General features: G+C 63.7%; 15 protein-coding genes. 3 read left to right on the top strand and 12 right to left on the bottom strand.

Annotated features, from left to right (window positions below; genetic code table 11):
- Positions 1-52: 52 nt before the first annotated feature.
- A complete protein-coding gene (locus VSR34_RS23960) occupies positions 53-703 on the top strand; it encodes a glutathione S-transferase family protein (protein WP_028212219.1) in 651 nt (216 codons plus the stop codon).
- A gap of 56 nt (positions 704-759) precedes the next feature.
- Here the strand turns inward: VSR34_RS23960 and VSR34_RS23955 are convergent, their stop codons facing one another.
- The 5 genes from VSR34_RS23955 to VSR34_RS23935 all read right to left on the bottom strand — a co-directional run bounded on the left by VSR34_RS23955 (position 760) and on the right by VSR34_RS23935 (position 7,235).
- The gene (locus tag VSR34_RS23955) at positions 760-1,476 is read right to left on the bottom strand and encodes an SDR family oxidoreductase (RefSeq protein WP_028212220.1); all 717 of its coding nucleotides are present in this window, start codon (positions 1,474-1,476) and stop codon (positions 760-762) included.
- A 41-nt stretch (positions 1,477-1,517) separates the two neighbouring features.
- A complete protein-coding gene (locus VSR34_RS23950; RefSeq protein WP_342963728.1) occupies positions 1,518-2,399 on the bottom strand; it encodes an NAD(P)H-binding protein in 882 nt (293 codons plus the stop codon).
- Positions 2,400-2,541: 142 nt separating this feature from the next.
- Complete coding sequence (locus VSR34_RS23945; protein ID WP_028212222.1) at positions 2,542-3,114, bottom strand: TetR family transcriptional regulator; 573 nt, start codon at positions 3,112-3,114, stop codon at positions 2,542-2,544.
- Positions 3,115-3,834: 720 nt separating this feature from the next.
- Positions 3,835-4,638 carry a transporter substrate-binding domain-containing protein gene (locus tag VSR34_RS23940; protein ID WP_028212223.1) on the bottom strand — a complete coding sequence of 268 codons (804 nt, stop codon included), beginning with the start codon at positions 4,636-4,638 and terminating at the stop codon, positions 3,835-3,837.
- Between the two features lie 197 nt (positions 4,639-4,835).
- Complete coding sequence (locus VSR34_RS23935; RefSeq protein WP_028212224.1) at positions 4,836-7,235, bottom strand: phosphoketolase family protein; 2,400 nt, start codon at positions 7,233-7,235, stop codon at positions 4,836-4,838.
- Positions 7,236-7,628: 393 nt separating this feature from the next.
- Here VSR34_RS23935 and VSR34_RS23930 point away from each other — a divergent pair, with 393 nt between their 5' ends.
- Positions 7,629-9,503 carry a pyruvate kinase gene (locus VSR34_RS23930; RefSeq protein ID WP_342963727.1) on the top strand — a complete coding sequence of 625 codons (1,875 nt, stop codon included), beginning with the start codon at positions 7,629-7,631 and terminating at the stop codon, positions 9,501-9,503.
- Between the two features lie 129 nt (positions 9,504-9,632).
- Here the strand turns inward: VSR34_RS23930 and VSR34_RS23925 are convergent, their stop codons facing one another.
- From VSR34_RS23925 to VSR34_RS23900, 6 genes are all read right to left on the bottom strand, one after another.
- Positions 9,633-9,944: a hypothetical protein gene (locus VSR34_RS23925; protein ID WP_155836863.1), complete on the bottom strand. Its 312-nt coding sequence runs from the start codon at positions 9,942-9,944 to the stop codon at positions 9,633-9,635.
- 94 nt (positions 9,945-10,038) lie between these two features.
- Positions 10,039-10,707, bottom strand: coding sequence for a phosphohydrolase (locus VSR34_RS23920; protein WP_028212227.1), 669 nt, complete (start codon positions 10,705-10,707; stop codon positions 10,039-10,041).
- 86 nt (positions 10,708-10,793) lie between these two features.
- Positions 10,794-12,680 (bottom strand): amidohydrolase, encoded by a 1,887-nt coding sequence (locus tag VSR34_RS23915; RefSeq protein WP_028212228.1) that lies wholly within the window; start codon positions 12,678-12,680, stop codon positions 10,794-10,796.
- Between the two features lie 83 nt (positions 12,681-12,763).
- The gene (locus VSR34_RS23910; RefSeq protein WP_028212229.1) at positions 12,764-13,747 is read right to left on the bottom strand and encodes an alpha/beta hydrolase; all 984 of its coding nucleotides are present in this window, start codon (positions 13,745-13,747) and stop codon (positions 12,764-12,766) included.
- Between the two features lie 182 nt (positions 13,748-13,929).
- Positions 13,930-16,842 carry a winged helix-turn-helix domain-containing protein gene (locus VSR34_RS23905; protein ID WP_042291404.1) on the bottom strand — a complete coding sequence of 971 codons (2,913 nt, stop codon included), beginning with the start codon at positions 16,840-16,842 and terminating at the stop codon, positions 13,930-13,932.
- A gap of 73 nt (positions 16,843-16,915) precedes the next feature.
- Entirely contained in the window at positions 16,916-17,218 is a 303-nt protein-coding gene (locus VSR34_RS23900) for a hypothetical protein (protein ID WP_155836864.1), read from the bottom strand.
- 144 nt (positions 17,219-17,362) lie between these two features.
- On the opposite strand from VSR34_RS23900, the gene VSR34_RS23895 reads away from it, so the two are divergent.
- Entirely contained in the window at positions 17,363-18,316 is a 954-nt protein-coding gene (locus VSR34_RS23895; RefSeq protein ID WP_051390916.1) for a helix-turn-helix domain-containing protein, read from the top strand.
- Here the strand turns inward: VSR34_RS23895 and VSR34_RS23890 are convergent.
- Positions 18,300-19,817, bottom strand: coding sequence for an alginate export family protein (locus VSR34_RS23890; RefSeq protein WP_028212230.1), 1,518 nt, complete (start codon positions 19,815-19,817; stop codon positions 18,300-18,302). The two genes, VSR34_RS23895 and VSR34_RS23890, sit on opposite strands and share 17 nt — an antisense overlap.
- Positions 19,818-19,835: the final 18 nt, after the last annotated feature.

Here is a 19,835-nt window from a genome sequence, read left to right as displayed (position 1 = left end):
ATGCGCGATGCATGGGCGCCGTGGCGAATTCTCGCGCACAGGAAGAGTTCAGATGAACACCACCTTGACGATCAGCAGTCGAAACTATTCTTCGTGGTCCATGCGAGGCTGGCTGCTCGCGAAACTTGCGGGACTGGAATTCGAAGCGGTCACCGTCCCCGTCGACGACGCCGCCGCGCGCGCCGAGCTTCTGCTGCTCTCGCCTTCGATACTCGTGCCCTGCCTGAGACACGACGGCATCGAGATCTGGGACACGCTCGCGATCTGCGAATACCTCAACGAGATCCGCCCGCAGGCGCGGCTCCTTCCGGAGGATCGCAAGGCGCGTGCGCACTGCCGCTCGGTTTGCGGCGAAATGCACTCGGGCTTCAGCGCGCTTCGCTCGGCGCTGCCGATGAACCTGCGCGGCCATTTCCCGAATTTCCGGATCTGGTCGCGCGCGCATGACGACATCGAGCGCGTTCTCACGATCTGGCGCGACTGCCTCCAGCGCTACGGCGGCCCCTGGCTCTTCGGCGAGATCGGCGCGGCCGACGCGATGTACGCCCCCGTCGTCACGCGACTCCTGACCTACGATGTGCCGCTCGATGCCGATATCGGCGAGTACTGCATGCGTGTGCTCAAGCAGCCCTATGTCGCCGAATGGATCGCGGCCGCTCAATCGGAAACCGAGGACATCGACGAGCTCGATATGGAATTCTGAGCGAGTCAGCGATGGCCCGGTGCCGCGCAAATCGTGACGTTTTGCAGCAGGCCGAGCTATGCCTGCAAAACCGAAGGGTCGATGTAACCCGGCACCGCAGCCGAGAGCGACTGCTTCAGGTCGCGGCTGCCGTCATCGGCCAGCACTTCGCTTTCGCCCGCTTCGAGGGCGTCATAGGCCTGACGAACGACATCGACGGGATCGGCTTTCGGCACGTCGAAGCCCTTGGTGAGATCCGTATCCACGAAACCGACGTGCACGCCGACCACACCGATCTTGCGCTCCCTGAGCTGAAGCCGCGCGTTGTTGGTATAACTCCAGGCCGCGGCCTTCGACGCCGAATACGGCGCAAGGAACGGCACGGGCCGCCACGTAACATCGGAAAGCACGTTGATGATGCCGCCGTTGCCATTGGAGGGCAGCGATGCCTCGAACGCGCGGGTCGTGCGGACGACCCCATAAAAATTCGTTTCGAAGATGCGGCGCGCCTGGTCTTCCACGTCTTGCGCAAACGGCGACTCGCTGACTTCCGCAATACCCGCATTGTTCACGAGCACGGTCACATCCGATGCGATTTTCGCGGCCGCCGTGACCGAGGCAGGATCCGTCACGTCGAGCTTGACGGGCACGATGCCGGGCTCGCTAAAGCGCTCCGGATTGCGCACGCCCGCATAGACCTTTGCGGCTCCGCGCGCGAGCGCCTCGCGCGCAAATGCCAGACCGAGCCCGCGACTCGCGCCTGTTACGAATACGATGGAATCCTTGATCTTCATTTCGAATCTCCTGAATGGATACTGCACGATGATCGTTCGAATCAGGCCTGGAAAAGCTCACGATTGGCACGCACGAAAGCTTCCACCGTTTGCGGCGCCTTTCCCGTGATCTGCTCGATGACGTTGTCGGTGCCCTTGAACACGCCGTTCTGGTAATCGACGGCAACCTCGATGAAGTGCTGAATCGCGAACTCGGGGAGATCGTACTTTTGCAAATGTGCGCGATATTCTTCGAGCGTGCCCGGGCGATAGACGATCTTGCGGTCGATGACCTTGCCGATTTCGTCGGCAATGCCGTGATGGTCGAGTTCGACCGGGCCGCAAAGTTCGTAGGTCTTGCCGAGATGGCCGGACGGTTGCGTGAGCATGTGCGCAATGAAACGTGCCTGGTCTTCCGCGGCAATCGGCGCGTGGCGCCCCGCGCCATAAGGCAAGGTAATCTGCCCTTCCTTGACGATGGTGTCGAGCACCCACGGGAAGATCAGCCATTCGGAAAAAAAGGTCGGGCGAATATGAATGGTCGGCACGCCTGCCCAATCGAGCACGCGCTCGGCGATCCAGTGATCGCGCGCCGCGTGGCTCTTCGCATCTTCGCGGGCGGAGATTTGCGACATTTCCACGACGACTTCGAGACCGGCGCGGCGCGCGGCGTCGGCAAAGTAGGCGGTGCCCTGAATGAACCCGGGCCGCACGGGATAACAGAGGTAAGCGCCGGACACGCCCGCCGTGGCGCGAATCAGGTCGTCGTGATCGAGCAGATCGCCCACGACCACTTCGGCGCCGGCGGCACGCAGCGCCGCGCTGCGTGCGTCTTCCTTGTGGACCATCGCGCGCACGGCATGTCCGGCCTCGAGCAAATTGTCGACCACGTGCACGCCGGTTTTGCCCGTTGCGCCGGTAATCAGGAATTTACGCTGTTGCATGATGCATCCTCCATTTCGTGAGTTGGCGCACTCGCAGCGAGTGCGGCAAACGACATCCCCGTTTTTCTCTGATGCCTCTTTCAGTGCATATGCACATTTGAGGGCGAGCGAAAGTCGCCATGACCTCGGCGACTGCTTACGTTCAAATCATTTCAATGTTTTGCCTGACGTCTTCGAGCAGCGACGTGGAAGCGTCGGCGTCCGGGATGATTCTCGCCATGGTCAGCGCGCCGACCATGGCGGCGAATGCGAACACGGCCTGCGTGCGGTCCGCCTTTTCCTCCGGCGTGCCCATGCGTGCGGCCAGCATGTCGATGAGTTCCTCGGCCCCGCGCCATGCTGCCGCGCGCGTGGCCTCGTCCGCACGGGCCAGTTCGCTGCCCATGCTTGCGAACGGGCAACCGTTCGCGGGCGCGTCGCGATGGCCGGTGGAAAGGTACGCATCGACGATGGCGCGGTACGCCTCCTCCCCCTCGCACCCCTGCGCCGCGCCGGCAAGCGTGCCGACAATGCCGGCAAGCCCCGCTTCGCACGCCTGCGCGACCAGCTGGTCCTTCGATTCGAAATGCCGGTAGAAGCCGCCATGAGTCAGTCCCGCAGCCGCCATGACGTCGGCAAGGCCCGTTGCGTGAATGCCGTTGGCCCTGAACGCTTCGGCCGCGACCGCCACGATGCGCCGGCGCGTTTCGGCAGCTTCTTCCCTCGACTTCCTCATGATCCGCCCTGCTTCGTGACTCGATGTGATTTAGATGGTAGTCATCATCTAAACGCAAGTCAAGACACTTTTTTGATGAAACCCGCTCATCCATGCGTTAGTTAGCGAACATGTCTTCGCATTGAACACGGTTTGCGCCGCCCGCCAAAATCCACGCGACGAAGACAACGACCAGCAGACCGCACATAGCAGCCAGGTCCGCACGACAGAGGAAGGAAAGTGAGGGGGTTCGCGTTTATTCGTGACGCGTTCTATCTACAGGAGATAAAAGGCATGCTCACGCTGGAATGGTGAGCGGTCAACATAACAGGGTTGGTGAACCGATCCCGAAGCCCAACAGATCGCCAGACTGAAAGCCTCGTCGCACCGTGTGGGCAACCGGGGACCGTGGGGAACCGATTCCCCCACGCGAGGCAAGTTCCTGTCCGCCCCGCTCTTGATGCTCAAAACAGCGCGAAGCTTGTCTGCGCAACCATCGCGGTATCGATGGCTACCTTCATGAACGGCTTGACCTTGGGGTGGCGCGCCGGTCTGGGCGGACAACAGCGGGGCGAATTGAACGCGTGTAGCCCTGACGCGCTTCGACGGTTTGGGCGTGAGTGCCTCCCTTCCAGGAGGCGCCGGAGCTGCGACCTCCAACACAGGCAATGCTTCAGCACGTGAAGCAATCGCGCTGGCCAAAAACCCGGTCAGCGCGATCGAATGCCATTGCGCGAGGCGTTACTGCGCTGCGGGCTGCGTGACGTCCTGGCCGAACCAGTGCATGGAGATCTTCTTGAGCGTACCGTCCTCCTTCAGGGAGGTCAGCGCGTCGTTGATCGCCTTTTCGAATTTCGGGTTGCCCTTGCGGAACGGAATGCCCTGTTGCTGATCGGCGCCCTTGAGCACCGCACCCGGACGCAGCGGCAGCTGCGACGTCTTGATGATGTACGGCAGCATCAGACGGTCGTCGATCGTCGCGTCGATGCGCTTCGCGGCCAGGTCGCGCAGTTTCTCGGGCGCGCCGGGATAAGTCTGCACGTTGATGCCGGGCACGGCGCGCGCCATCTGGTCGTAGTTGGTGCCGAGCGTCACGCCGAGCTTTTTGTCGCCCTTGAACTCGTCGAGCGACTTGAAGTCGCGCTTGTCGTCGGAGCGCTGAATGAGCTGGGCCGCCGAGTACGTGTACGGCTGGCTGAAGTCGAGCGCCTGCTGGCGCTGCGGCGTGATCGTCACCTGGTTGACGATCACGTCGAACTTGCCGGACTGCAGCGCCGCGATAATGCCGCTCCACTCGGTGGGGATGAATTCGGGCTTGACGCCGAGCTTGGCGGCCACGGCTTTCGCGACATCCACGTCGAAGCCGACGAGTTCGCCCTTGCTGTCACGCGAATCAAACGGAGGATAGGTGCCTTCGAGGCCGATCTTGAGCACCCCGGCCTGTTTGACGGAATCCAGCAGATCTTCCGCATACGCGGAAACGGCGGTAAATCCGAGTGCCGATACGGCCAGCGCGCTGGTGAACAGGAGTTTCGACAGCTTCATTGAATCTCTCCTCGTTATGTGAGTGTTTGGGTTTTTCCGGCTACTGGACTGCTTCGCGACGGCACATGAGCGTCCCCCGAAAGCCGCGTCGGTAGAGAATACTACGATCGGCAGCGCGGCCGAAGTCCGCGCATCTGAGTACTTTCCCGCGCTGACTTTCGCCGCTCGATGGTGTCAAGCGGCATGCAGATGCGCCGCTACTCCGGCCAGACCCAGTCCGTGATCTCGGCGCGGTCGATGCCATACGTGTGCGCGTAGTTCAGGTTGCTGATGATGGCGTTCCTCATGTCTTCCCGAAGATGCGCGGTTCTGCCCTGCAAGCGCGGCACGCGGTCCAGCACGTCGATGACGAGATTGAAGCGGTCGACCTGATTGAGGATGGCCAGTTCCAGCGGCGTGTTGATATTGCCCTTCTCCTTGTAGCCGCGCACATGCATGTTGTCGTGATTGCGAAATCGATAGGAGAGCTTGTGGATCAACCACGGATATCCGTGGAAGTTGAAGATCACCGGTTTGTCGACCGTGAACAGACTATCGAACTCACGAGGCTTGGAGCCATGTGGATGCTCGGTGATCGGTTGCATCTTGAAGAGATCGACCACGTTCACGAAGCGCAGCTTGAGTTCGGGAAGTCGTTCGCGCAGGATCGCGGTTGCCGCCAACGCTTCCTGGGTCGCGACATCGCCGCAGCACGCCATCACCACGTCCGGCTCGGCACCTTCGTCGGAGCACGCACGGCGCCACACGCCGATTCCCTTTGCGCAATGCACGACCGCCTCGTCGATCGTGGTGAACTGGAGATGCTTTTGCTTGTCGGCCACGATCACGTTGATGCAGTTCGTCGAGCGCAGGCAATGATCTGCAGTGACGAGCAGCGTGTTGGCGTCGGGCGGCAGATAAACGCGGGTCACCGATGGGCTCTTGTTGGTGACCAGATCGATAAAGCCCGGGTCCTGGTGCGAAAAGCCGTTGTGATCCTGGCGCCACACCGTCGACGAAAGCAGGATATTCTGCGAGGCCACCGAGGCGCGCCACGGCACATGGTTCTTGCAGATGTCGAGCCATTTTGCGTGCTGGTTGAACATCGAATCGACCACGTGCGCGAAGGCTTCGTAAGTGTGGAAAAAGCCGTGGCGTCCGGTAAGCAGATATCCTTCGAGCCAGCCCATCAACGTGTGCTCGGAAAGGATTTCCATGACGCGGCCATCGCGAGCGAGTTCGCCGCCGTCCTCGTCCTCGGGCAAGAGATCGGCCATCCAGACTTTTTTCGAAACCTCATAGATAGCCTGCAGGCGATTCGATGCCGTCTCGTCAGGCCCGAATACGCGGAACGTATGCATATTGCAGCGCATGACGTCGCGCAGGTACTCGCCGAGCGGCCGCGTGTTTTCCCGGAGGATCTTTCCGGGTTGCGTCACGTCGACGGCGTAGGCCCGAAAATCAGGCAGTTTCAACTCGCGGCGCAATACCCCGCCATTGGCATGCGGATTGGCGCTCATACGACGCGGTCCGCGCGGCGCAAGCGCTCTCAGTTCGGGCACCAGCCTGCCGTTCTCGTCGAAAAGCTCTTCCGGCCGGTAACTGCGCAGCCAGGTTTCCAGCACCGCGAGGTTCGCCGCATTGCCGCGCACGTCCGAGAATGGCACCTGGTGCGCGCGCCACGATCCTTCGATCTTGTGGCCGTTGATTTCCTTCGGTCCGCTCCAGCCTTTGGGCGTGCGCAGCACGATCATCGGCCAGCGTGGCCGCTCCACCGTGCCGGCGCTACGCGCGCGTTCGCGAATCGCCCGAATCTCGGCGGCTACGGCGTCGAGCGTCGCCGCCATTTTCTGGTGCATCGCTTCGTGGTCGTCTCCCTCGACGAAATAAGGCCGGTAGCCGTAGCCGACGAACAACGACTCCAGTTCTTCGTGGCTGATGCGCGAAAGCACCGTCGGGTTGGCGATCTTGTAGCCGTTGAGGTTGAGGATGGGCAGCACCGTCCCGTCACGCACAGGATTGACGAACTTGTTCGAATGCCATGCCGTCGCCAGGGGCCCGGTCTCGGCTTCGCCGTCTCCGATCACGCACGCCACGATCAGGTCCGGATTGTCGAGCGCCGCGCCATAGGCGTGAGAGAGGCTGTAGCCCAGTTCGCCTCCCTCGTGGATCGAGCCGGGCGTTTCAGGCGTCACATGCGAGCCGATATGCCCCGGAAACGAGAACTGCTTGAAGAACTTCTGCATGCCCTCGGCGTCTTCGCTCTTGTCCGGATACACCTCCGAATACGTGCCTTCGAGCCAGGCGGGCCCGAGCACGCCAGGCGCGCCGTGGCCCGGGCCCGCCATGAAGATCATGTTGAGATCATCGCGCCGGATGAGCCGGTTCAGGTGCGCCCAGACGAAAGAGAGCGCCGGACTCGCGCCCCAATGCCCGAGCAGACGCGCCTTGACGTGCTCCGGCTTCAGCGGCTCTCGCAGCAGCGGGTTGTCTATCAGGAAGATCATGCCCACCGACAGGTAATTGCATGCGCGCCACCAGCCGTCGATGGCTCGAAGCTCGTCGTTGTCGAGTGGCGTTGCCTGGAGGGGAATGTCCGAAGAGGCGGTATTGCCCATATCTGCATCTCCTTGCCCATGCCGCGGGGTTGCGCCGCGCGGGCGTTGACGGTCGGTCGAGGGGCCGGCGCTTGCGGCGACCGCGCGGGACTGGCCAACAGAGGGAAAAGCCAGGTGCATACTGACCGCAGGATACGTTACTGCACGGGCAATTCAAGAAAGTCTGGCATGACAAGTCAGCTACCCCTTCGCGCGCGGCAAAACGTGACCGATCGGAAACCCGTGCCCCGCCTGGCATTCAACGCGTTTGCGAACGGGAATTGGCGGTAGCGCGGCAATGGTGGCAATTCATGCAACTGTCATGCTGCCTGACTACGGTGAAAGTTTGGCCCGCAGCCGGGATTGGCGTTGACGGCGGACGGAACATGATGGTCCACGTGGGAGTGGCCTGCGATGAATAGCACGCAAGAAACCGGGAACGCCCTGGCCTGGGAGACCCGGCTCGCGCAAGTGAAAGACGGCGTCGAGGAATTGCGGCTCGCCGCCCTCGCAGCGGAGCACGGATCTTGCGCAGCGTTCGACCTCGCGGCGGCCTCGATGCGGGCCAGCACGGTCAATCTGGTCCACTACCTCGCGGTGCGTCGCCATGACGTGCGAGCCCTTCAGGACGATCTCGCGCGCCTCGGGCTCAGTTCGCTGGGACGCATGGAGTCGCGCGTCATGGCCTCGCTGCAGGCCGTGCTACGCGTGCTGTACACGCTGCTGGCCGAACCCGTTCCCACCGATGTTATCGAAGATCCGTCGATCACCTTCGATAGCGGCCCAGCCTTGCTCGAAGCGCACGCGGAAGCGATCCTGGGCGCCGGGCCACAAGGGCGCCGGACCCGGATCATGGTCACGATGCCCGGGGAGGCGGCCGACGATCCGGATCTGATTCGCCGACTCGTCGAAGCGGGCATGGGCATCATGCGGATCAATTGCGCCCACGATTCCCCGGCGATCTGGCAGCGCATGGTCGAGCATCTTCGCCACGCCGAGCGCGAGCTTGGTGAACGATGCCTGATTTCGTTCGACCTCGCGGGCCCAAAGCTCCGTACCGGTCCCATTGCGCCCGGTCCGGCCGTCTTCAAGTTGCGGCCGAGCCGCAACGCGCTGGGGCAAGTGACCCGTCTCGCCCGTGTGCGGCTAACGGAGGAAGACATCACGGGATGCGATGGGGATGTTCCGTCGATTCCGGTCGAAGCGTCGCTCCTCAGCCACGCGAAACCGGGCGACAGCATTGCATTCGTCGATGCGCGCGGCCGCGAGCGTGTGCTTGCCGTCATCGAAGTTCGTCCTGGCGAGTGTCTATGCGAAACCGACAGGTCGGCCTATGTCATTCCCGGACTGCGCTTCGTATTGCGGCGAGGGCAGTCGTTGATCGTCAAGGGAAAGGTGGGCGCGTTGCCGGCAGTCGAACAATGGATTTCGCTGCGGGTCGGCGATGTCCTGGAAGTCGTTCGAGGCGAGGCGCCCGGGCGCGATGCAATCTACGACGACGAGGGCCGCGTCGCGCAACCGGCGTTCGTCTCGTGTGCGCTCGCCGAGGTGTTCGGCGGCGTGCGTATCGGCGAGCCGATCCTGTTTGACGACGGCAAGATCCAGGGTGTGATTCGCGATATCGTCGACGACCGTTTGCGGGTCGAGATCACAGGCACCGCAGGGGGTACGGCGAAACTTCGGTCCGGGAAGGGCATCAACCTGCCGGAATCGAATCTTGCGTTACCCGCACTGACGCCCAAAGACATCGAGGATCTCGCGTTCGTCGCGCAGCATGCGGACGCCGTCGCCATGTCGTTCGTTCAGCGCGCGAACGACATCGACGACCTGCTGCACGAGCTCGCGCGGCTCGACGCGTCGCACCTTGGCATCATCCTCAAGATCGAAACGAAAACCGCATTCAGCCGGCTACCGGAGCTTTTGCTGAGCGCGATGCGGCATCCGCCCATCGCCGTGATGATCGCCCGCGGCGATCTGGGCGTGGAAGTGGGTTTCGAGCGCCTGTCCGAAGTGCAGGAAGAAATCCTGTGGCTATGCGAAGCCGCGCACGTGCCGGTCATCTGGGCCACCCAGGTGCTCGAATCGCTCGCCAAGGGAGGCATGCCTTCACGCGCGGAAGTCAGCGACGCGGCGATGGGCAGCCGCGCCGAGTGCGTGATGCTCAACAAGGGGCCATACATTCTCGAAACATTAGCTTTCCTGAGGGATGTGCTGGTGCGCATCGAGGAGCACCAGCACAAAAAAACCGCCCGGCTGCGCAAGCTGCGAGTGGCCGGCATCGTCGGCTAGCGTTCGCGACGCGCAATCAGCCAGATACTCCGGCAGGACCGCCGGCTTCGTATCGCACCGCGCGCTCGCACATTCGACTGCCGCAGCACAATGGGGGCGCAGCGCGTGAGACTAAAGCGTTTGCCCGAATCACCAAAGTTGCGGAACCTCGAACGTTTGCGTCTTCGCTGCGGTTTTGCGGCGGCGTTTCAGCTTGACCTGGGCCTGTGCGATGTCGCTCCACATCTGCGCGGCGCGGCGTACCGCGCAATCGAACGACTCGTCCTCCACCGTGGAGCGTCCGTCGACGGTGATCCGCCAGCCGTTGCGGATTCGCATGCAGCTCACGCGATCGTCTTCCATGAGATCGGCGTACCAGCGCCAGACGCGCGCGTCATCGATATTCGCACGCGCCGCGGCGGCGAGCCGCACCAGTTCGAGACTATAGGGTTGTGTGTGCATCTTTTCTCTTGCCATGCCATGGTCTGCCAGCCGAGCCCGGACGCCGACGTAGTCGGCATTGCGCCCAAAATGCGCGAAAGACGTGGCTGCGCCTTCACGCGTGGTCCTGCCATTGCGAGCCAAGAATCTTCCCGCAAAAGTTCTCGCGGCAATAGTTCGGATCGATGCGGTCGAGCAGGTCGGCGTTGCGCGTGCCGAAGCTCGTTTGCGGCCGGTGTTTCATGCCGTACCCCATCGCACCGATGATCGCGTCCTTGAAGCCCTTGCCGCGCGGATACGCGGCGAGCACTCCGGCACGCTCGCGGCCCGTATAGGAATCGAACTGCGCGGCGACGAGGTCGGTGCTCACCGCCGCCGCGAGCACGGCCGCGAGCGGGGAGATGCGCTCCGGGATGCCCGGCGAGGTGTGCAGCGCGATCGCAAGCCACGCTTCGTCCTGCTCGCGCGCACTCGCGCCGTGATGATGCAGAAGCCGCCGCGCGGCGTCGGCACTGTCCAGCTCGTAGCGCATGGTCGAATGCGCGTAGGCCGCGCTCAGGCCCATGTTCGCGTACAACGCGCTCACATAGAGCGTCTGCGCGTCGCACGCAAGGCCGTCGCGCCTGGCGCTCAATGCCGCGAACACGAACACGCGCTTCGCGTGGCCGAGCAGCACTGCCGGCAGCGACGCGCGGGCGCTCTCCTCGGCTGCCCTCGCCAGCGACGTGGACGGAATGCGCACACCGGCCACTTCCAGGCTCGCTGCACCGGATGATGTCCACATGCCTGCCTCCTCTCTTTGTGATCCGACGCCTCACGCCGCGTTCACACGGTTGCGTCGATAGATTCATGGCGCTACGCGCGCGCTGCTCAGAACGCGAAGCAACTGCAGCCGAGCGCGCCCCAGAAGGCGTTGGCATCGCGTGCGGGCACGTTGCTGCGCCACGCCCATCCATGCGCGTGCTTGTGCACGCCGCACAGGTTCGCGCACGCGCTGCTGCACGACTGGGCGAGCGCGTCGTTCGCAGTGACGGGACGGTAGCGCGCATAGCCGCCGAACTCCGCGACGGGCGACCACGACGGGCTCACGGGCAGCGCAGGCGGAGCGAGCGTTTCGAACTCGGCGTCGGCGTAGACCACGCGGCCGTTCACTACGGTGAGCACCGAAGTCAGGTGCTTGATGTCCTCTTCGCCGATCGTGAAGAAGTCGTCGCTCAGCACGGCGAAATCGGCGAATTGCCCCGGCACGAGCGCGCCCTTTCGCGTCTCGTCGTTCGAGAACCACGCGCTGCCCACTGTATAGCGGCGCAGCGCCTCCATGCGTTCGAGGCGGTCGCGCGGCGCATACATGGGCGTGCCGCCCACGGTGCGTCCGGAAACGAGCCAGTAGAGCGAAACGAAGGGGTTGTAGCTCGCCACGCGCGTGGCGTCCGTACCCGCGCCCACGGGCAGACCGGCTTCGAGCATCTTGCGCACGGGCGGCGTTTGGGCCGCGGCCTGCGTGCCGTAGCGCGCGATGAAATACTCGCCCTGAAAAGCCATGCGGTGCTGAACGGCGATGCCGCCGCCAAGCGCGGCGATACGTTCGATGTTGCGATCCGAGATCGTCTCGCAGTGATCGAAGAACCAGCGTAGGCCATTGAACGGCGTGTCGGCGTTCACGCGCTCGAATACATTCAGGAAGCGGTCGATCGACTCGTCGTAGGTCGCGTGCAGGCGGAACGGCCAGCGGTTCTGCACGAGCAGACGCACGACATCTTCAAGCTCCTCTTCCATCTCGCCCGGCAGGTCGGGACGCGGTTCGAGAAAGTCTTCGAAGTCCGCCGCCGAGAACACCAGCATCTCGCCCGCGCCGTTGAGCTTGAGAAAATCACCGCCTTCGCCGGGACGCGTGGCCTTCGCCCACTTCGCGAAGTCCTCGATCTCGCGTTTCGCGTTCTGCGTAAAGAGGTTGTACGCGATACGCACGGTCAACTGGTCGCGTTTGGCGAGCTCCATGACGACGGCGTAGTCGTCGGGCCAGGCCTGATAGCCGCCGCCCGCATCGATGGCGCTCGTCACCGCCAGGCGATTCAGTTCCCGCATGAACTGGCGCGACGAATTCATCTGATCGTCGAAGCCGAGCTTCGGGCCTTTCGCCAGCGTGGCGTAAAGCAGTCCCGCATTCGGCCGCGCAATCAGCATGCCGGTGGGATTGCCGCGTCTGTCGCGCTGGATTTCGCCGCCCGGCGGATTGGGCGTGCCGCGGTCATAGCCGGCCGCGCGCAATGCCGCGGCGTTGAGCAGCGCGCAGTCGTAGAGGTGCAGGATGAAAACCGGCGTGTCGGGCGCGATGGCATTGATTTCCTCGAGCGTGGGTCCGCGCTTCTCCACAAACTGGAATTCGTTCCAGCCGCCCACCACGCGCACCCATTGCGGCGCGGGCGTGCGCGCGACCTGGGCGCGCAGCATGTCGAGCGCGTCGGCAAGCGACGGCACGCCGTCCCAGCGCAGTTCCATGTTGAAGTTCAACCCGCCGCGGATCATGTGCAGGTGCGAGTCGTTGAGCCCCGGAATCACGGTGCGGCCGTTCAGGTCGATGCGGCGCGCGTCGGCGCGCGCCCATAGCATGACATCGCGCTCGCTGCCGCTCGCCACGATATTGCCGTCGGCCACGGCCAGTGCCGCGACGAACGAGCGGCGTTCGTCCTGGGTTGCGATCTTGCCGTTGTAGATCACCAGGTCGGCGATGCGGGCAGGTTGATCAGGTGCGCTCATCGACGCCTTCGTGTGTTCTCGATTTGAAGCGTTCCGGGTGACGCGCGTCTTCACGCGCGTCACCCGGAACGGCGTGCGTCGTGTCAGGACTTGAGGAAAGCGATCAGGTCTGCGTTGACCTGATCGACGTGCGTGCTGCACATGCCGTGCGGCGCCCCGGCATACACTTTGAGCGTCGCGTTTCTGACGATCTTCGCGGACAGCTTCGCCGAATCGTCGATCGGTACGATCTGGTCGTCGTCGCCGTGCAGAATGAGCGTGGGCACGCTGATCTTCTTGAGGTCTTCGGTGTAGTCGACTTCGGAGAACTGCTTGATGCACTCATACTGGCCCTTGATCGACCCCGCCATGCCCTGGCGCCAGAAGTCCTGCACCAGCCCTTGGGAGACTTTGGCATTGGGACGGTTGAAGCCGTAGAACGGCGTCGCGAGATCGAGGTAGAACTGCGAGCGGTTCGCGGCCACGCCGGCGCGAATACCGTCGAACACCGACATCGGCAGGCCATTCGGATTGTTCGCCGACTTGACCATTTGCGGCGGCACGGCACCGATCAGCACGGCCTTTGCCACGCGCTTCTCGCCGTGGCGGCCAATGTAGTGCGCCACCTCGCCGCCGCCCGTGGAATGGCCCACGAGCATCGCGCCCTTCACGTCGAGCGAATCGAGTACCGCAGCCAGATCGTCTGCATAGGTGTCCATATCGTTGCCGCCCGACGGCTGGCCCGAGCGGCCATGCCCGCGGCGATCGTGCGCAATGACGCGGTAGCCCTGGTTCACGAGGAAGAGCATCTGCGCGTCCCACGCATCCGCGCAAAGCGGCCAGCCATGCGAGAACACCACGGGCACGCCCGTGCCCCAATCCTTGAAGTAGATCTGCGTGCCGTCCTTCGCGCTCACGTACCCGCCACCGTGGTGGTGACCCGTGCCATGCGCTTGCGGCGCGGCGCCGGTCGCGGCGGCCGCGACGCTCGACATGGCGGCCACTGCGCCTGCCACACCTGCGCTCGCCGAAAGCAGCCTGCGGCGCGACGCCGAGGGAATGGACGTATCGAGTTGCTGCGTGCTCATGCTGGTTCTCCGTCGTTGCATCGCTCCCGCGTGCGCCGGGCGATGTCACTGCGCGTTGTATTGGATGGCGATGCGGCGATCTGCTAGACGTGGTCGATCTTCGCCGCATGCCTGATGGCAGCTTAGTGACGGAGCGTTCTAAAGTCCTTGGCGTGAGCTGAAAGTTTCTGAAGCAGAACGATTCAGGTGGTGGCGCTCGAAGCAATGGCGGCCTGCGGCGCAGGCCTGGCCAGGCAAGCGCCGGTCTCGTCGAGCATTTGCGCGAGCTTCACAAGGCGCAAAACGTCCGGCGACTTCGATGCAATGTCCACGCGCGCGGTCATGCCATCGATAAGAGCGGCGGCGCGCGTAACGTTCCCCGTTTCGATCAGATGCACGGCCAGATCGAGCGCGGCGCGCATTTCCCAAAGCGGCGCGCCATCGGCATTCGCCTGTTCCATGGCAGCGCCAAGGAGCCTCTGCCCCTCCGCTACGCGCTGCGCGGCTTCTTTTGCCGAAGCACCCGGCAGCTTCGCACGCTGCAATTCCAGCCAGCCGCGCGAGCGCAGCAGCTCCGGCTCGAAGAATCGCTCGCCATTTGCCCTCGCGGACACGATGGTCTCGTCCAGCAGCACACGGCCTTCATCGAGGCGGCCCGCACCCGCGAGCGCCTGGGCGTGCAACACCACGAACGGCGTGACCACGCGCCGGAAGCCGCGCGCAGCGAGCCGTCGAAGCGCCGGCTCGAGCCGTTCGAGCGCGGCCTCGCCGCGCCCGGCCATCATGTCGACCTTCGCGGTCAGACACTCGGCGTAGTCCAGCCAGATCTCCAGACGATGGCTCGCCGCCTGTGAGCGCAGCAAGGCCAGATAGTTTGCGGCGGCCTGGTGTTCGCCGCAATCGAGCGCAATGGGCACGGCCGCGACGGCGAGCACATGGCACAGCGACGGTTCAAGCATATCGCCGCGGATCAGCTCCAGCGTGCGTTCGAGGAGCTGCATCGCGCGCGCCGGATCGCATTGCAGCAGCGCAATGCGCGCAAGCGTGCCGCACGCGTAGATCAGTGGACAAACCGACAGCCAGCCGCGCGCCGGATTGCGCGAGCCCAGTCCGCTAATGGCGTTCACCGTGCGTTCGAGACGCTCGCGGGCCTGATCGTGCTCGCCGAAACAATGGAGCGAGATGGCGATCATTTGCTCCGCGAGCCATTGTCGCCACGGCGAATCGCTGGCCGTGGCGGCTTGCTGGAAACGCGTGGCATAGCGCAGCGACGTATGGATATCGCCGGTCGCCAGCATGGTGTTCCACAGGCCCCAGAGCGCGTCGGACGCGAACTCGGCATCGCCCGCCTCACGCGCAAGCCGTTGCACGCGCTCCCACAGAGACAGCGCCGTGCCTACGTTGTCGCCCGCATGCATGAGCGTGGACGCGTAGGCCGCACAGAGCTTCATTTCGCATACGGCATCCACCGAGCCCGCGGGCAGACTGTCGAGCACCGCGAGCGCGCGGCGCGCCCGCTCGCAGCATTCGCGCACGTGCGATGCGCCGAGGAGCGTGCCCACGAGTGCGCCCGCCAGCGCGACGCCCAGCGCGGGATCGCCGTCCGCGGAGAAGGCCCATTCGTAGGCGTTGCGTGCATCGTCGAGCGAAAGGCGCGCGCTGGCGTCTTGCCCGTTCTCCGGCTGAGCGACGAAAGAACCGCTCTCTTCGATACGCTCGCGCATATAGCGCACATGGCGCGCGCCGATGACCTGCGATTCTCCTTCGTCGCGCAGTTTTTCGAGTGCATACGCACGCGTGCTCTCGGTGAGCCGGTACAGCGCAATGGCACCGTGAAACTCGACGTTGAGCATGGATTTGGCCGCGAGCTCGGAAAGGCTCGAAACGATCACGGCAATCGACATGCCGGGCTCGGCCGCCACCGCGCAGACCGCCTCGAATGTGAAGGTGCCCGCGAAGCAACCCACGCGCCTGAACAAGGTGCGCGAGGCGGCATCGAGCAGCGTGTAGCTCCATTCGAACGTCGCGCGCAATGTTTGATGCCGTGGCAAGGTCGAGCGCAGTCCCCCCGTGAGCAGGTTGAGCCGGTCGTCGAGGCGCGAGGCCACGCCTTCCACGCCGAGCGTCGCCACGCGCGCGGCAGCCAGTTCGATCGCGAGCGGAAGGCCTTCGAGCCGCCGGCAGATTTCGGCAACCCGTTCGATGCTCGGCTCGTCTCGCGCACAATCGGGCGCCAGCGCGCGGGCGCGGCAGAGAAAGAGCGCGACGGCCGAACACCCGAGTATCGCCTCGGTTGGCAGGCCGCTCGCAGGCACGGCGAGCGGCTCGAGCCGCAGCACCGATTCCCCCCTGATGTGCAGCGGCTCCCGGCTCGTCACGAGCAGACGCGCAGCGTGGTTGCGCGAGACCAGCGTGTCGGCGAGGCTCGCGACGACATCGATCACATGTTCTGCGTTGTCCAGCACGAGCAGGCAGTTCGACGCCTCCACCGCGCGGGAGATGACGTCTTCGCAGGTCTCGCCGGGACCGGCGTGCTGTCCGAGTGCCGCGGCCACCGTGGCGAGCACGGTTTCGCTCGAGCTCGCGTTGCCCAGCTCCACGAGGCAGACCGCCCGGCCAAACCGGCTTTGCATCTCGCTCGCGATGTACCGCGCAAGGCAGGTCTTGCCGATTCCTCCCGCGCCGACCACCGTGGTCACGGGAGCCACTTCGAGCTGCGCCAGGATCAGCGCGATTTCGCTTTCACGCCCGATTGGGTGAGCAGCCCTCGGCGCCGACGCGCCCTCGCGCGCGACGGCGCTGCCGCTTGCCGCGCCGCTATTCTCCGTGCCTGCGCCGACGAGCACATAGCCGCGTCCGGGCACGGTCTTGATGAGATCGCGATCGGCGCCCAGCAGCTTGCGCAGCGCCGCGATGTGGACCTGAAGGCTATTTTCCTCGACGACGGTATTGGGCCAGACAGCGTCCATGATCGCGTCTTTCGAGACCAGTGTCCCGTGCGCACGATAGAGCGCTTCGAGCACATCGAACGCGCGGGCCCCGATCCGTACGGAAAGGCCATTGCGCCAAATCTCGCGCCGCTCGAAACTGACCCGCAACGCGCCGATCTGAATCATGGTCATCTCCAGGTAATAGTCGTGTGAAGCGCGAATTGCTTCGCGACACACCCCTTGTTAAACATTCGTTTAGTCATTCCGATTGAATCGAATGTTTTGAACCGAGGCTCATCCTACCCGGTTCCAAAGCCTCCATAGCCATCGAATTCGATGGCCGGCGGAAGGCTATCGCGCGAATGCCGCGCTTTGCGACTGTTCTGCGTGTCGCTTCGGGCAAAGTGTAATCAGCGGTAACCAATTCGTCTTGAATAAAAGTCCGCCGCATTTTCGCACCCTTTGCCCACCCTTCGCGCGCCGACGGAAAGAAAGAGGCTCGACACGTACATTTTTTTGCGGAGAATTTTTCGGGGATAATTGCATTCGCGAGGACCGTCATTCATTCCCGCATCCTTTGGCGCGATGAGAAGCGCGTTGCCGCTGCGAAGCCACGCTGGTATGAAAGTCATCTCGACCCGGTCATACCCGTATTGACTTCGCCCTGACTATTCACCGGGGTTGCCCCGATTCAAGGTCGCCGTCCATGATTCCGCCAGAGTCGATCACCTGTCATTCAAGCGCGCCAAAAGACAATCTGGGGTGTGTTTCCAGCAAATTGCGGAAAAACATCCATTTCGACAGTGGGGATATTAACTTTTACCGCAAATGCATGGCAGAGCCCGACTTGAGCCGCGTGGCGACAGATGCGTGTGAGCGCGGCTTTCTGGTGGGGGTGTCGCTGGCCAACGGCCACCGGAGAAAGATTTTTCAGGGCGCGCGTGCTCTCGACACGCGCTTTGAAGTCGACTCGATCTATATCCGCGATTTTTCGCAAGCGTATCAAGCGGACATGTACGGGAGCTTCGATTTCGTCCTCGTCGAGCTCTCGCGTTCGTTTCTCACCCGGCTCGAGGACGAACACAATATTCCCGCGATTGGGGGCTTGACGTGTGGCCCCGATCCGAAAGACCCCGTGCTGGGGCATCTGGCGCGCGCGCTAGCGGAAAATCTCGAAGTCGCCGGGCCGCTCAACCGGCTTTTCGTCGAGCAGGTCGGGCTTGCCATCGGCACCCATCTCGCGCGGCAGTACGGCAATTTCGGTTCGGGCGGCGAGCGCGCGAGAGGTGCGCTCTCTGCCGTCAACGAGGCCCGCGCCAAGGAACTGTTGCTCGATAAAACGCGTGCGAACGCCTCCATTGCCGACATCGCGCGCGAATGCAATCTCTCGCGCGGATACTTCATTCGCGCGTTCTCCCGGTCGACAGGGAAAACGCCCCACCAGTGGCTGCTGGAACAGCGCACGGAACAAGCGCGCCAGCTCGTCGAACGAACCGGCATGACGCTCTCGGAAATTGCCACGCTGTGCGGCTTTGCCGATCAAAGTCACTTGAGTCGCATGTTCCTCAAGGTGCTGGGCATGACGCCCGGCGCGTGGCGCCGGCGCACCGGTTTTGAAAGCGGCGGCTCGCGCGATGCGAGTCCTACCACCCGTACTTGAGTTCCACGCCGGCGTAATCGGCGTTGTGCCCGCCCGCTTGACGGATCGTGTTGCCTACCTGGAAATGCACGGCTTCGATCGAGCCAATCAGGTTGGCGGCCATGGTCCAGTCGGCGCGCAACTGCACATACATGCCCGTCCACAGGCTGCCCTTGCCCGCAGTGCCCGGCACGATCTGACTCGCCTGCTGATACACCGCGTCGCCGGTCGTCTCGCGCCACTGAAAGCCCAGCGCGCCGAGCAGCGCGAGATTCGCCGCCGGCTTGAGCGTAATGGACGGCTTGATGTGGACGAGGTTCGTGTATCCCGTGTAGCCGGCTAGCGTGAAGTAATAACCGTTCGGAAACAGCGGATTGAACGTTTCCACGCGGCCATCGTGCGGATGCCGGTCACCCGAAGCCGCGTCGATTTGCAGGCCGATGTGGGGCGACCACGGCAGGTCGAGCTTGTAGCCCGCGATCGAACCCACCGCCCACGCGCCGATCGTGCTGTTCCCGACCGTTCCCGTTTGCAGCATGCCTTCGATGTCCCAGTCGAAGCTGCCGTGCGTACCGGTATAACGCAGATCCCAAACGTCGCGACGCTCGGGGCCGCTTGCGTCGAGGTATCGCGCTTTGCTGCGGTTGTAGCGCGACCAGTAGCCGGAAACATCGCCCGGACCCAGCGACTGGCGCTCGAAGCGTACGCCGCTGAAGGTGAGATCGCGATTCGATATGTCGTCGAACACCGTCGCGTTGCGATACTGCACCGGCTGCGTCGCGTAAGCGATGAAGCGCCACTTCTGGTATTCGTAGTCGGCCCAGACCGCATCGAAAGCCTGACGAACGTTCGGACCATCACGCACCGAAACGAAACGCTGCAAGTCGAACGCCATCTCCTGCCGGCCTACGCGGAACTTGAACGTGCCGCCGCCGACCGCGCCCGTCCAGGTCGCGAACGCCTGCTCGAGATCCAGTGGATTCTTGTCGACGGGCGTCACCACGTTCTTGCCAAACGCGCGTGCATCCTCGAGTTGCACGAAGAATTGCCAGTGTTCGGCGATATGCGCGTCGGCATGGACCTGCACGCGCTGGATCACATAGGTGTCCGACTGCGCCGAGCCGATGCCGAACAGCGGCGCATTATTGGTTTCGAGGCGCTCACGCAGGTTCACGCCAAGCGAGAGATACGAAGACGGGTCGCCGCCGAGCGGAATGTACTTGAGGCCGTCGAGCGGTTCGCGCTGCACACAGGGGTTGGCGAGCACGGACCAGTCTTCCTGCCAGCGATTGAACAGCACGACGGGCCTTTTGGCGTTGCACGCAGCAGCAGCCGCGTCAGCGGTCGCCGCCGCGGCGCCACCGGCGGCATCGATAGCGCCGGCCGCGGGCGTCACGTCTGCTACGGGCGCAGCAGCCGGATCCGCGAGCGCCGCATTAGCGCCGCCCAGCAAGAGCCCGGCGATGGCGGTCAGGCTTGCGGTCTTTTCGAATCGACGTCCGCGCGTCGTGGTCAATGCCATGGATTTCCTTGTCATTCC

The organism is Paraburkholderia sp. JHI2823, assembly GCF_038900695.1.
GTDB classification, from domain to species: Bacteria; Pseudomonadota; Gammaproteobacteria; order Burkholderiales; family Burkholderiaceae; genus Paraburkholderia; species Paraburkholderia mimosarum.
The sequence above is the reverse complement of the archived record's forward strand: the minus strand, read 5'-3'. Positions and strand labels throughout refer to the sequence as shown.